Raw genomic sequence first — 13,829 nt, 5'->3', positions numbered from 1 at the left:
ATTTATTTCTTTAAAGTCTTATTATTTTGGATTTCAGCAGCTCTGTGAATGGCCTTTCGCATTCTGTAATAAGTAGCACAGCGGCACACATTGATAATATTATTGTCAATATCTTCATCCGTTGGACTCGGCACTTTATTGAGCAAGGCAGCCGTGGCCATCATAAAACCCGGCTGACAGTATCCACACTGAGGCACTATCTCTTCTATCCAAGCTTGCTGCACGGGGTGCAAATTTTCTTCTGAGTCTGACAAACCTTCAATGGTGGTCACTTCTTTTCCCTCCACAAACTCAATAGGGTAAGAGCAGGAACGCACGGCTTCACCGTCAATATGCAAGGTACAGGCACCACAAGCAGCTTTTCCGCAGCCATATTTAGTGCCTTTTAAATCTAAAATATCTCTTACTACCCAGAGTAGCGGCGTGTTGACATCTGTTTCTACCGTTTCTGGTTTTCCGTTTATTGTGAAGTTTATTTTCATATCAGCATCAATTAAAATGTGGTTTTCTATTTATTCGGGATTTTAGCCCCGTCTTTAATCCAAGTTTTTACGGCAGCTATAAATTCCTCCTTAGAAACTGGCGGTTTTTCTCTAGGGCTACGGTCGGCATGAACACCAGGCTCAAAAGCCCAAAGCACCAGTTCGTCTTCCGTCATATGTTTCTCTATTTCTTTGAGAGATTTATGACCGTTTTTTGACCTGTCCAAAATAATCTCCGCTATTTCTACCCTGGATTTCCCCTCCCAAGCCATACTTTTAGGAGCTAAAGACCAATGTGGTGCCCCAGGTACTCCAGAAGCATCATTGTTTTTTGACTGGTGACAGGTATTACATGTAGTAGCTTCAAAACCGTGATTTTCTTTTCCTCTTTCTATACCAAAATAATGCAGATGGCTATCTTCCCCTTGTCTCGGCTTATCCCCCGATGGGTGACAATTCATACAACGTTTATGGGTCAAAACCTTCATCATGGTATCAAAGGCCGGCTGAGCTTCCTGATGTTCTATTTTCACCACAGGCATGACCTTCTCCTTTTCAGGCATATTGAAAGAAAACACTGCCAAAGGCACAGCAAATAAAAAGATGTATTTTTTGTAAGTCATATCAAAGCAATTCACATTATTAGTAAGTAATCACTCACAAACAAAGCTCAGAATTAAATTTTAAATATTTACAGAAAAGGTCAATTCTTTAGCCTTTTCCTTTAGTGAAGTACTCAAAAGATACGTATTTCTTCCCAAAAAGTTTAAAACATTATCACGCACGCATTTGCCCCCAAATTCCAAATATGCTATATTTGTAAGTATATGCTCACAATTAAACCGTTTCTGTGACCGACAAAAAAGCTAACATATTAATAGCAGCCCTTGAGCTCTTTGCCAATGAGGGCTTTAACGCTACCTCTACCAAATCTGTAGCTAAAAAAGCTGGCGTATCTGAGGCTTTAATTTTTCGTCATTTTCAGAATAAAAAAGGCCTTTTAAATGCTATTTTGGGGCAGGGCGAAAAAAAGTTCATGGAATTAATGGGACCAATTTTGTTTCAAAATGAGCCTAAAAAGATCATTAAAATGACTTTAGAGTTACCTTTCTCCGTCAAAGAATCGGAATATGATTTTTGGAAACTCCAGATTAAACTGAAATGGGATAGCGAATACTATAACCCACAAAAAATGGTGCCACTTACCAATAAGCTTACCGAAGCATTTACGGCCTTAGGTACCGAGATGCCAGAACTAGAGGCACTATCGCTTAATCAAATGGTAGAATCTATTTCTATTGGTTTGATTAAAGGTGAAATTAAAGATAAAAAACAATATTTAGCTTTTCTGTTGGCTAAATACGGGGTATAATTTAAAAGAGCGTTTGTCAAGGTTTTGGAGTAAATCAAGATAAATATTATAGAACACTGAATAACATGTCGCTCCGCTGGAGCTTATCACGTCGGGAATTTACTCGGTGCTATTAACATACCGCTCCTCCGGAGCTTATGAAACAAACCGTTCACCCATTCCTATTAGAATATCGCTTCACTGGATTTTATAAAGCACGAAATTTACCCAATGCTATTAAAATACAACATGTCGCTCCGCTGGAGCTTATCAAACAAACCGTTCACTCATTCCTATTAGAATATTGCTTCTCTTGATTTTATAAAGCACGGATTTTACTCAGAGCTATTAAAACACAACATGTCACTCCCCTGCTGCTTTCAAGCATAAAAGCAGAATAAGTTTCAGAATTCCATCATGATATCAATGCCTTCTTTATCTACTAGTTTTGAACCTAATACGTCCTTCATTATGTTAAAACGAAGACTATGTCAGCATTTTTATACCCATAGACACATCAACAAAAATTGAAAAACATAACCTTTAAAGGCTTCTTCAAAAAAACGGGAATTGGCCTTCTGCTTCTTTTTTTGATACTGACTTTATGGCTCGTATACTTCTTCGTAAAAAATAATGCTCCTTTTCTTAACGGAGATGTGATATATAGCAGTGTTTACAAAGAAAATCTAGCCTTAGACATTTATACCCCTACTAAAAGAATTTATGAAAAATCTCCCGTGGTGCTTTACATTCATGGTGGTGCATGGATAGGTGGCCTAAAAGAATCTATCAACAATAACCGCTTTAATTCGGCAATAAATCAACTGCGAGAAAAGGGTTATACTATTATTAGCCCAGACTACAGCGTAGCCATAAATGGCAAAGGGGCGTTTCCAGATTGTATCATTGATGTAAATCAGGCCATAAAATGGGTTGCACAAAATGCGGATTCCTTAAAGTTAGACTTGAATAATTTTGGAATTTTTGGCGAGTCGGCCGGAGCACATATCGCTATGATGAACGCCTTTCCTACAAAACTTAGTTTTGACAGTTCTTTCTACAACGTAAAATTTAATTATGTGGTAGATGTATATGGGCCAAACGACCTCAAAGGCATTTACAGAAGCAAACTGGCCGACAGTTTGGGAAACATAGTGGCCACCTTGCCAGAATATTTCCGAGATGATTTTGATATAGCTAAACGCATTTTCGGTTTTGACCCAAAATCAGACAGCATAAAAGCTGATAGTATTATGAGGCTTTATTCACCATATCGCTATTTGACAAGACACGCTCCTCCTATTCTGATGATTCATGGCGATGCCGACCAAGTGGTGCCCATCATACAGTCGCTGAGTCTTAAAAAATTATTGGATTCTTTGAAAGTGGAGAATGAAATTCATGTGCTGGAAAAAGTGAATCATGGTTTTATAGATGCCCAACAAGCTCAAATGGATTCTACACAGATATGGATTGTGGATTTCATTTTATCAAAATATAAAGCTGCGGAGAAATAGAGCTAATCAAAAGATTAAGAAACGGAATATACTAGCATCGTAGAAGCGTTTGTCATGATTTTGGCCATAGGCCAAAATGACGCCAAACATATTAGACCATTATACAATTTCAATCGGATTGTAGTATATCGCTCCGCTGGAGCTCTAACCTTTAGTTAAATATAAAGGTGAGAAATGAGGTAACTTATTCCTCATCCTCTGAATTTACGATGATTTCTGAACTGACGGCTACCACTAAAAACGATAGTCCGAATACGGTATAATATAAAATTTCTGATGGATGCATAATTGTTTACTTTTTACAGTAAATAATTAAAAATAAGTTCCACCATTTTGGAATGCAGAAAATGTGGAAAACACGCCACAAAATGCCACATTGGCAACATCTCTAGTCGGTTACATCAAACTCAATGGTAAAAGAAGAACCCTTTCCTAACTCAGAATCCACCTCTATTCCTGCATCATGGGCTTTTAAAATACCCAGTGTAGAGGCTAAGCCCAAGCCTACACCGTTTGTTTTGGCTGTGTAAAAAGGTTCAAAGAGCTTGGACTGTAATTTTTCGTCCATGCCTATACCATTATCTGTAATTACCACAATCACCTTCTCGTTTTTTGCATAGCTTTTTATGCTCACTTTCGGGTTCTCTCTTTCTTCTAAGGCCTCTATTCCGTTTAGAATAATATTAACCAATGCCGTGCAAATTTGCTCTGCATTCAACTTTAGTTTAGGAGATTTATCTATGTCTGTTTCTATTTCCACACCTCGCATATTTGCTCGGTCTTTTATCTGAGAAATAGCCTTTTTTATAACCTTTCTTAAGTCTGTGGCTTCTTTTAGAACTTCCTTTTCCGAGGCTGCATGAAGCACTTCATTAATAAGTTTATCTATCCTTCTGGTGTTTCTTTGAATGATTTCTAGCACCGCCTCATCTTCTGCAAGCACTTTATCTGATAAACTTTCTAAAGAAAGATTAATATTCATCAAAGGGTTTCTGACCTCATGAGCCAGAACCTGCATCAGCCTGGCTGTGGATTCTAATTTCCTGGTTTGTCTTAAAGCTCTTTCTGCTTTAATTTTCTCGGTTTGGTCGGAGAATATGCCGTGTAAAAAGAAGCGGTCGTCTGCATCAAATTCCACCACCACTGAGACCAAACCAGACTTCACTTCGCCATTTTTAGCTTTCAGATGAATTAGATAATCTTTTATGCTACCATCTCCTTTCATCTGGTCTTGCATATCCACTATCTGCATGGGATTTTCAAAATACTCATGGCTCTGCATAGCATAGACCTCTTCTGGCGTATAGCCCATGTAGCCCTCCACCGCCTTACTCACGTGGATGATATTGAAGTCTTCGTTTGCAATAAAAATTATCTCTTTGGAGCCTTCAAAAACTCTACGATATTTTTTTTCACTTTCTCTTAAAGCCTTGAGGGTATTGGCATGCTTTACGGCATACCTCACACTCCTACCCAGTGAATCTGAATTTAAAGTCGTTTTCTCCAGATAATCATAGGCACCTAGCTCAATAGCTTGCTGGTCTATTTTGTCATCGCCCTTCCCTGTCAGTAAAATAGCAGGAAGGTCGTCGTTTTTAGTCTTTAAGAGTTTTAATAATTCTAGGCCAGAACGTCCTCCTAGCAGGTAGTCGAAAAGGTAAATATCATGCCTCTCTTCTAATATGACCTTTTCAGCTTCACGGTAAGACTTTACCCAATCTAGCTTGTATTCAATATGAGAAATCTCTCTTAAGATAGAGCGTGTGATGAGATAGTCATCTTCATCGTCTTCAACCAGTAAAATTTTTAATGGAAAGGTTGTCATTTAAGCAGCTGGTAATAAAATATGAATAGAGGAACCTATAGGTTGATCTTTTTCAGACCAAATGGCTCCACCCATTTTCTCCAGAATGGCTTTAGAAATAGAAAGTCCCATTCCAGCACCTTCAAATTCAGACCTACCATGGATTCTATAAAAGGGTCTAAAAATATCTAAAACATATTCTTCTGGTATTCCAATGCCATTGTCTGTAAAAATCAAATACGCATAATTTCTAGACGGATTTAAGCCCTTCGAGGCTATAACCGTGGAGAAAATTGATTTGGTCGAGATTCTAATTTTCACCTTCCCATTATTAAACTTCTCGGCGTTATCCATCAACTCTTGAAAAGCTATTTTTAACTGTATTCTATCTCCATAAGCAATCTTTGGGCATTGGAATTTAAAATCTGTTTTATCATTCACCTTCAGCTCTTCTATAAGTTCGGATAGTACAATTTTCTGTCTTTTAAACTCCGTAGTATTTATTCGTGATAGCTTAAGCAAATCATCAATCATCCTCTGCTGCCTATTGGCAGCATCCATCATTCTTTCAAAAAAATCTTTTTCTTCTTCGCTTAACCTACCTTCCAAACTCTTACTTAGTCGCTGACCAAAGGTGGTTATTTTCCTCGCAGGTTCTTTTAAATCATGTGATGCCAAATAAATAAACTCATCAAACTCATTTTGAAGAGCCATTACGGCCTCAGGAATTTCGGGTTTCAATAAGTGTTCGCTCATTAAATATTAAGTCTTTTCATTTTGTTGTACAGCGTTTTCCTATCAATGCTCAACAAGGCAGCTGCTTTACTTTTATTAAAATTGACTTTTTTCAAAGCCTCCAATATCATCTGATACTCTGCTTCAGATGCTGCCATTTTAAGATGTCCAGAATTCCCACTTGGTGCATTTTCTGTTTCTACGGTATCTTCTTTCTTTTCAGCAAAAAGCATTTTCTCGTGATTCACTATCTCAAAAGGCAAACTTGCTACTTCTATCCACTCTCCTTCAGTTAAAAGCGTAGCTCTTTTTATCACATTATTAAGCTCTCTTAAATTTCCATACCACGGGTAATCCAGCATGTTCTTTTTAACTTCTTCCGAAAAGCCCTTCACATCTTTTTCTAACTCTCTGTTGGTTTCCTTTAAAAAGTGTTCCGCAAACTCAAAAATATCGTCTCCTCTGTCTCTCAATGCCGGCACTTCCACATTAAACTCGTTAAATCTGTGGTATAAATCTTCTCTGAACTTGCCTTTAGAAATAGCTTCTGATAGTTTTTCATTACTGGCCACCAGAATCCTTACATCTAGACTTATCTCCTTATTTCCTCCTATTCTTTTTACTTTTTGTTCTTGCACCACTCTCAGTAAAGAAACCTGAACCTCATAGGAAAGATTAGCCACCTCGTCTAGAAATAAAGTTCCGCCATTCGCCAGTTCAAAATGTCCAATCTTCTGATTTATAGCACCTGTAAAAGAGCCTTTTTCATGCCCAAAAAGCTCACTTCCTGCTAATTCGTTAGAAATAGCCCCGCAGTCCATCGCTATAAAAGGGCCATCTTTTCTTTTACTCTTATTATGTATGGTTTTCGCGATCGCCTCTTTTCCAGAACCACTTTCTCCGTAAATAATCACACTAAAATTAGTGGGAGCCACTAGATTGACCTGCTTTACCAAGTTTTTTGCCAACGCACTTTTTCCAAAAATATAGTTATTCTCTTTGAAGCTGAGCCTACTCTTTCTCTCTGTTTTAGCCGCAGGCGTACTCGTCTCTTCTGTATGCAGGGCTTTTTTGATGTTCATCAAAATCTCGTCTGGAAAAAGAGGTTTGGTGACGTAATCAAAAGCCCCCATTTTCATTACATTTATAGCCACTTTAATATCAGAATAGCCCGTAATAACTATCACGGGTAAATTTGGCATCATTTCCTTAGCCTTTTTAAGAACTTCTGAACCATCAATGTCTCCCAGTTTAAAATCTGTCAGAAGAAGGTCTGGCTTAAACTCTTTTATTTTTTTTAATCCCAAAATGCCAGATATAGCGGTTTCCACCTCATATCCATTTTTGGTTAAAAAGCGATTCATTAAAAGACAAATGTCTTGGTCGTCGTCTATGACAAGTATTTTAGGCATATATTAAAGTGCTCTTCTAAGTTTTGATGAGGGGATATTCATATTCTCCCTGTATTTGGTAATGGTTCTTCTGGTTAGATTAAGACCATCAGAAGCCAATTTCCTACATATTTCTGAATCGGTAAGGGGTTTCCGCTTATTTTCATCCGATACTAAATTACTTACTATTTGTTGAACTTCTTTGTTGCTAATCAATTCTCCATCTTTTCTTTGAATGGCTTCAGTGAAAAGACTCTTTAAAAGGATAAGGCCAAAGTGAGTTTGAACATATTTTTGGCTTGTAACTCTAGAAAGCGTAGAAATGGTTTTGCCTGTAAGGCTAGCCACATCCTTTAATACCATTGGTTTTAAATCTGATGTACTCCCGCTCTTAAAATATGCCTCCTGAATTTTCACTACAGCCTCAAGACAAGTATTCATGGTATGCTCTCGCTCTTCAATGGCCTGAATAAACCAGGCGGCAGACTCCCTTTTTTCCGACAAAAACTTATTCAATTTTTTATCCGTTCTCTCCCTGAATTCTTTTCCGTAATTTTCATTAAATACTAACTTCTTTCCATTCTTCGTCAACGTTCCGTAAACCAATTTCCCATCTCTATAATCTACCTTATATTCTGGAATAATGGTTTCATTTTTTTCTACGCTAGACAGTTCAAAACCATAAAATGGATATGGCTTAAAACCACAGATAGTTTTTAAATATTGTCTTAATTCATTATTTGAGACACCTAAACGATGCCCCAAAAGATTAAAATCCCTTTCGGATAAAACATCAAAATGTTCTTCCAAAATAGAGATAACAATTGGGTTCAAATTCTTCTCTCTTGCTTGAAATGTCAAAAACGCTTGTAATCCGCTAGTTCCAAGACCCTGCGGCTCCAAACCTCTTAATTTCTGCAGTACGTTTGATATTTCCTTTTGATTCAACAGCATGTTTAAGCCGAAAGAAAGTATATCTTCTAGCTCGTCTAAAGTGTAAGTGAGATAACCTTTTTCATCCACCGAATCTATGATAAAATCTGCTATTGACAATTCCTTTTCGGAGCTTGCTAGGTATTGAAATTGCTCTTTTAACTCTACTCTTATATTGGATTTAACCGCTTTGTTCATATCAAAGAAGCCATCATTACGCTCCGCCAAGTTTTCATGAGACCGTGATAGATAACAACTCTCCACCTCTTCATTTTCCTCCTCATACTCCAACACTGGATTCTCTTCTAACTCCTTCTTAATCTCATGCTCTAGTTCTATTTCATTAAGCTGAAGAAAATGTAGGAATTGAATCTGCCTTGGGCTTATTTTTAAACCTTGTTTCTGGCTAAGTATTAGTTTTTGACTTGACATAGTGGCAATGTTTTATAATAATACTTATTCAATTTGGAGACCGTTTTTATATATAAGAATCATCTTTGCTTTAATCACACCAATAACCGTCACACTCACAGCATATTAAAATCTCAATAGGTTTTAAAAAAAATCATGCTGCGTTTAAAGGGTTCTAAATGTGAGGATTTTTAGGGGAAACAATTCCCCAGAATGTGGCATTTCTAATACATAACACCAATGCATAAAAAGCTCGTCAATCTTATCTTCGGAATTTCTCTAGGAATACTATTACTATTGTGCGTCATGACCTTTGACAGACTGAGTAATTTCAATAAATATTCAAAAATCATTGATAATAGTAACAGGGTGCTACTAGCCATCTCTAATATGCGTTCTGGTTTTAATACATCCATTGCGGAGCAGAGAAGTTATCTACTCACAAAAGACACCGACTATTATAATAACTTCCAATCTGAAAAAGACTCCTTAAGGCGTTCCATTCAGCTTTTTAAAAGATTAACAAGAGGGAATAAAGTCCATCAGCATTACGTAAAAAAATTAGAACAAGAGTCTGATCACAGAATTCAGAGTTTGTTATTAGAAATCATCAATGATACTTCTACCGCTAAATACAAGTTTAATCAGCTAGAGCTTATTGCTGCCAACGACCAGATAAATAAAAACTATTTTAAAGTTCTAGAAACCATTGATCATCATGAGAAAACCCTTTTGAGTAAACGGCTTAGAATAAAAGAATTTGAAGAACAGTTTACGCCATTTCTTTTATTCATTTTGGCACTTATAGCCATGGGAATCATCATTTACTCCTTTATGCTTATCAGTGTAGAACTAAAAAAACGTGACGAAACCACTGAGCTACTAAAGGCGAGTATTGAAGAGCTGAATCAATCAAACCAGGAACTAGAACAATATGCCTATGTAGCTTCTCATGACCTACAGGAGCCATTAAGGAAAATTAGACTTTTCAGCAATAAACTTTTGACAGATTATAGTGAAACCATGAAAGTAGAAGGAAAAGATATGCTACTCAGGATGAACAGCTCTGCAGAAAAAATGACCGTTCTGATAAAGGATTTACTCAGTCTCTCTACCCTTTCAGCTGAAAACCCAGCACCTGAAAAGGTGGATTTAAATTACATCGTAAAGGAAGTAGAAAAGGAATTTGAAGATACTATTCAGAAAGAAAACATAGACTTCAGCTATTCAGAACTACCCACCATTTATGGATATTCTGGACTACTTCACCAACTGTTTCAAAACTTAATTGGCAACGCTATCAAATTTAGACGAGAGAACGAACCGCTGGAGATATCGATAAGAAGTTATAATGTGACCAAATGGGAAGGCGAAACCTCATATAATTATCACCACATTGCCATCAGAGATAATGGAAAAGGTTTTGACAATGAGTTTAAGAATAAAATGTTTACCATTTTTGGCAGATTAGACAAAACTGCTGATATTGAAGGGACAGGAATTGGACTTTCTATTTGCTCTAGAATTATGCAAAGCCACGACGGAGAACTGGATGCGGAAGGGGTTGTGAACAAAGGGGCCACCTTTCATCTTTACTTCCCTCAGCAGCAACAATAACACAGGAATGACAAAACAATTTAACGTACTCATAGCTGAAGACGATCTAGATGATCAAATGCTGATGAAATGTGCTTTTCAGGACAATCAAATTGAGTGCCACTTGGAATTTGTTACGGACGGGGAGCAATTAGTTTCTTTACTTCAAGAATGTAAAACCTTACCAGACCTGATACTTTTAGACCTTAACATGCCCAAAATAGATGGCAGAGAAGTGCTTAAAACCATAAAAAACTCGGATAGATATAAGCACATACCTACCATGGTAATTTCCACTTCTAGTGCACAGGCTGAGGTTAAAAATGCCTATTCTTTAGGTGCCGCCGCATATTTAGTAAAACCGGCAAGCTATGATGCCCTTCTCAAACTTATAAAAGACCTAGCTTCGTTCTATTTTGAAGCCGCCACATTAAGCAAATAAAAATGCCCACCGGAAACCGGCGAGCATTTAAAAAAATATAAGTTGAATTATTAATTAAAAACCTTCTCTTTAACTCGAAAAGAGGAGATGTCCAATTTGGAATCATCTCCTCTTTGATTTTATCTTAATCTGAAATCTACCGTTCCTAAATAATCATCTTTTGAATAAACTTTACCTTTGTAAAAGCCTTCTTCAAGTTTCCCTTTAGTATCCACTGTAAATGTAATTACTTGAGGATTTTTGCTATAATCTACCTCTTTAACACCATGAACCTGAACCGGAATAGCACCTTTTTCAGTATTAACGTTCACTTCTTTTATCCAACCTTCAATCGGAACTATTTTCTCATCAAAAAGGCTTAAATAAATCGTCTCATTTTTACCCATTTCCTTTTGTAAATAGGCTGGCATCAAGAAAGAGACGGTGATTTTATCCGCTTTCTTAGCTTTGCTTGTTAATTTATCCCTCGATGTTAAAACTTCTACTCTAAAGTTATCTGCAGGAGCGTCATATATTAACTTCTGATATCTGGTATCTAAATCCATAAAATCTTTCTCGAGAAGTGCAAATTTCTCTTCCCACTCGGTTACTTGTCCTTTAAGGTCTAGATTCTCCGCTTCTAAAACAGGAACAATTTCTAAATCCTTTTCTAATTTCATGTTCGTCTCAGACAAAGTAGCAATCTGACCCTGTAAGCTTCCTATTTCTTCATTTTTAAGTACTAAGTCTGCCTCTAATTGCTTTCTTCTTTGACTAGACTTGAAAGAATAAGCACTACTTTTCTTACTAGCCTCTTTGATCTCTTCCAATTCCTTAGCCGATGCTTCTGCTTCAGCTATTTTCATTCTAAGTTTTTCTGAAAGGCTTCCTACTTCAGATTCTAGGGCATCATTTTGAGTGCTCAAATTTTCTGCCTGACTATTAAGGGCAACAATCTCATTTTCCGTTTCTTTAACATTTTGGTATTGATAAACACCTACAGCTGCTGCTGCCAAAAATGCTGCTCCTAATAGTACAGTGGCTATTCCAGAACCTTTTACGTTATTATTTTCCATAATATATGTGTTGTTTATTTTTGGTTTCATCTGGAATCTCAAATTATCATTCCTATAACAAAATCAACCACTTAACGACTTATTCCGAGTCAATTGTTTCCCAAATGAGGTCGAATGAGGTAGGCTGGGCAGCTTTAATCCCAAATGACCGCGATTGAGGAATGCTGTAGAGCGTTAATCCCCATTTTTCCCCATTTTTTAGAAAAAATAGAAGGAACAGATTTTATAGAAATAAAATATAACCCTCACTATCTAAGACTATGAAAACACTATTAAATTTTGCAGCATTACTCTCACTTATAGGACTGACCTCTTGTAGTAATTTCGACCTCATTACCCCTTTAAATAGCAGTAAAACAACGGTCTCAATTAATGAGAAACTAACGTCCAGTGTTGTTACTGGCTATGAAACAAAGCTTCAACAAAATTATGGTAAGAATAGATTTCAAAACTATGATTTATACCTTCCAAAAGTAGATACCACTTCTTTCAAAATGAAGTCGGTTTCAATGGTAATGGTTCATGGCGGAGGGTGGAGTATTCTGGATAAAAGCTTCCTAAACTCTGTGGTAGAAGAATACAAAAAAAGGAACCTTAACCTTACCATTTTCAACATAAATCACAGATTAGCAGGCACAGACGGCGTAAAATTCGCAGATATCATGGATGATTTTGACCTGTTTTTCAAACATCATGATAGTCTCAAAACCAAGCTAAACTTATCTGACGACATCATACTTTGGGGATACAGCTCTGGAGGTCATTTAGCATTGTCTTATGCCTACCAATTCTCCGAAACAAACATCAAAGTTGTAGCAGCATTGGTGGCTCCTACAGACCTCACAGACGACTACATTTATCAGGGTATTTATGATGACAAAAACAGGAATCTGACAGAGCTCTTAATCGGTGAATCTTATAGCGAAAACCCTGGGGCTTACCAGAGAGCTAGCCCCTATTATTTAGCCAATAGGAAAAGCACTAACACCATTCTTTTTTATGGAGGGAACGATATTTTAGTAAAGAAAGAACAAGGCGAGAAACTAAATTCAATTTTAGTGAACAAGCAAGTCAAAACGGAATATCACGTAGTACCCAATGGGACACACGATTTAAAGGCAGAGGAGATAGCAGGGACTACGGATGATATTATAAGTTTTTTAAAAAATGTAAAATAGTGGTTAGATATGCTAAATAACAATCCCCACTGCCACTGGCGGTGGGGATTTTCGTTTTAATCCCGTTTCGTGCATTATAGGCAATCTCCCGATTTTATCGGGACCGTAACTAAATTGCTTCCCATCGTCAAGCTCAGTACAGGCTAAACCCATTTAAACTCAATCACCAGAACCCTAAGACATTAGCTCAGGGTAAACGTTATGCTAATTTCCTTTAATTATCTGATTTATTGCACTTTAAAACTCATAACGATTCCCCAACACATCATCCGAGTTAAATCTATTTTCTTCCCAACCACCAACCCACTACCGCCCCTGCCAAACCAGAAATACATGACGCTATGATGATATCAGAGATAGTATTGGAAAGTGTTGAAATGTTGGTGGTGCCCAACATAGTGAAATCATAAGCGGCAGAAGCGAAAGCACCAACACAAAGGCCTGCCTTAGCTCCTTCAAAGGCATTATTCACATTAGCCCATTTACTTAAAACATATGCTAGAAAAAGCCCCATCAAAACTTGACCAATGACCAAGTAATGCATGGTGCTCATCATTTCTTCTTCAGACTTCATTACTCCATTTGCTGTTTCTGAAAATAGATCAGTAAATACAACACCGAAAGCCAACCAGTTCAACAAAAAGTAGGTGATCCCAGCCAAAATACCAGCAGTAAATGTTTTTACATTCATAACTCAAACATGTTAGGGTTATAAATTTATTAAAAAAAATGCAATTTGATAAGTCTCACAAAGAATAGTTACGATGTCTGAAAATCTAGGCTATTTTTCGATTCGGAAGGAAAAACGCTTAAATTCTGACATTCCTTGTATTGCATTTTGGTCAATAATTCACAGTTATCCACATTTTCAAAACTTATCTACAATAACAGTTGTATGACTCATAGTAGCTTCTAAAACGGCTATATTTGTTTC

The 13,829-nt window shown here is 37.0% G+C and carries 13 protein-coding genes; 5 read left to right on the top strand and 8 right to left on the bottom strand.

From position 1 onward, the window contains the following. Positions 1-2: 2 nt before the first annotated feature. Both ACSBFT_RS22000 and ACSBFT_RS21995 read right to left on the bottom strand, forming a co-directional pair. Positions 3-482 (bottom strand): (2Fe-2S)-binding protein, encoded by a 480-nt coding sequence (locus ACSBFT_RS22000; RefSeq protein ID WP_489602448.1) that lies wholly within the window; start codon positions 480-482, stop codon positions 3-5. A gap of 26 nt (positions 483-508) precedes the next feature. Further along, positions 509-1,105 carry a hypothetical protein gene (locus tag ACSBFT_RS21995; protein WP_489602447.1) on the bottom strand — a complete coding sequence of 199 codons (597 nt, stop codon included), beginning with the start codon at positions 1,103-1,105 and terminating at the stop codon, positions 509-511. A 227-nt stretch (positions 1,106-1,332) separates the two neighbouring features. Between ACSBFT_RS21995 and ACSBFT_RS21990 the strand changes: the two genes are divergently transcribed. Together ACSBFT_RS21990 and ACSBFT_RS21985 are read left to right on the top strand one after the other, a co-directional pair. After that, positions 1,333-1,854, top strand: a complete 522-nt coding sequence (locus ACSBFT_RS21990) for a TetR/AcrR family transcriptional regulator (RefSeq protein ID WP_463046972.1) — start codon at positions 1,333-1,335, stop codon at positions 1,852-1,854. Positions 1,855-2,360: 506 nt separating this feature from the next. Next, complete coding sequence (locus tag ACSBFT_RS21985) at positions 2,361-3,350, top strand: alpha/beta hydrolase fold domain-containing protein (RefSeq protein WP_489602446.1); 990 nt, start codon at positions 2,361-2,363, stop codon at positions 3,348-3,350. Between the two features lie 388 nt (positions 3,351-3,738). Here the strand turns inward: ACSBFT_RS21985 and ACSBFT_RS21980 are convergent, their stop codons facing one another. From ACSBFT_RS21980 to rpoN, 4 genes are read right to left on the bottom strand one after another with little or no spacing between them, the layout of a single operon-like run. Next, entirely contained in the window at positions 3,739-5,175 is a 1,437-nt protein-coding gene (locus tag ACSBFT_RS21980; RefSeq protein WP_463046974.1) for a two-component system sensor histidine kinase NtrB, read from the bottom strand. Next, positions 5,176-5,910, bottom strand: coding sequence for a sensor histidine kinase (locus ACSBFT_RS21975; RefSeq protein WP_463046975.1), 735 nt, complete (start codon positions 5,908-5,910; stop codon positions 5,176-5,178). It lies immediately after the preceding gene. Further along, positions 5,910-7,301 (bottom strand): sigma-54-dependent transcriptional regulator, encoded by a 1,392-nt coding sequence (locus ACSBFT_RS21970; RefSeq protein WP_463046976.1) that lies wholly within the window; start codon positions 7,299-7,301, stop codon positions 5,910-5,912. Before ACSBFT_RS21970 ends, ACSBFT_RS21975 begins: the two co-directional genes overlap by 1 nt. A 3-nt stretch (positions 7,302-7,304) precedes the next feature. Continuing rightward, positions 7,305-8,645: an RNA polymerase factor sigma-54 gene (rpoN, locus tag ACSBFT_RS21965; protein ID WP_489602445.1), complete on the bottom strand. Its 1,341-nt coding sequence runs from the start codon at positions 8,643-8,645 to the stop codon at positions 7,305-7,307. A 219-nt stretch (positions 8,646-8,864) separates the two neighbouring features. On the opposite strand from rpoN, the gene ACSBFT_RS21960 reads away from it, so the two are divergent. Continuing rightward, positions 8,865-10,241, top strand: coding sequence for an ATP-binding protein (locus ACSBFT_RS21960; RefSeq protein ID WP_489602444.1), 1,377 nt, complete (start codon positions 8,865-8,867; stop codon positions 10,239-10,241). A gap of 7 nt (positions 10,242-10,248) precedes the next feature. Continuing rightward, complete coding sequence (locus ACSBFT_RS21955; protein WP_489602443.1) at positions 10,249-10,662, top strand: response regulator; 414 nt, start codon at positions 10,249-10,251, stop codon at positions 10,660-10,662. 119 nt (positions 10,663-10,781) lie between these two features. Here the strand turns inward: ACSBFT_RS21955 and ACSBFT_RS21950 are convergent, their stop codons facing one another. Beyond that, a complete protein-coding gene (locus ACSBFT_RS21950) occupies positions 10,782-11,717 on the bottom strand; it encodes a hypothetical protein (protein WP_463046980.1) in 936 nt (311 codons plus the stop codon). A gap of 260 nt (positions 11,718-11,977) precedes the next feature. Here ACSBFT_RS21950 and ACSBFT_RS21945 point away from each other — a divergent pair, with 260 nt between their 5' ends. Further along, positions 11,978-12,895 (top strand): alpha/beta hydrolase fold domain-containing protein, encoded by a 918-nt coding sequence (locus tag ACSBFT_RS21945; RefSeq protein WP_489602442.1) that lies wholly within the window; start codon positions 11,978-11,980, stop codon positions 12,893-12,895. Positions 12,896-13,175: 280 nt separating this feature from the next. On the opposite strand, the gene ACSBFT_RS21940 is transcribed toward ACSBFT_RS21945, so the two are convergent. Continuing rightward, positions 13,176-13,586 carry a hypothetical protein gene (locus ACSBFT_RS21940; protein WP_463046982.1) on the bottom strand — a complete coding sequence of 137 codons (411 nt, stop codon included), beginning with the start codon at positions 13,584-13,586 and terminating at the stop codon, positions 13,176-13,178. Positions 13,587-13,829: the final 243 nt, after the last annotated feature.

The organism is Arcticibacterium sp. SM2516 (assembly GCF_057914865.1).
This window is presented reverse-complemented; position numbering and strand designations above follow the sequence as displayed.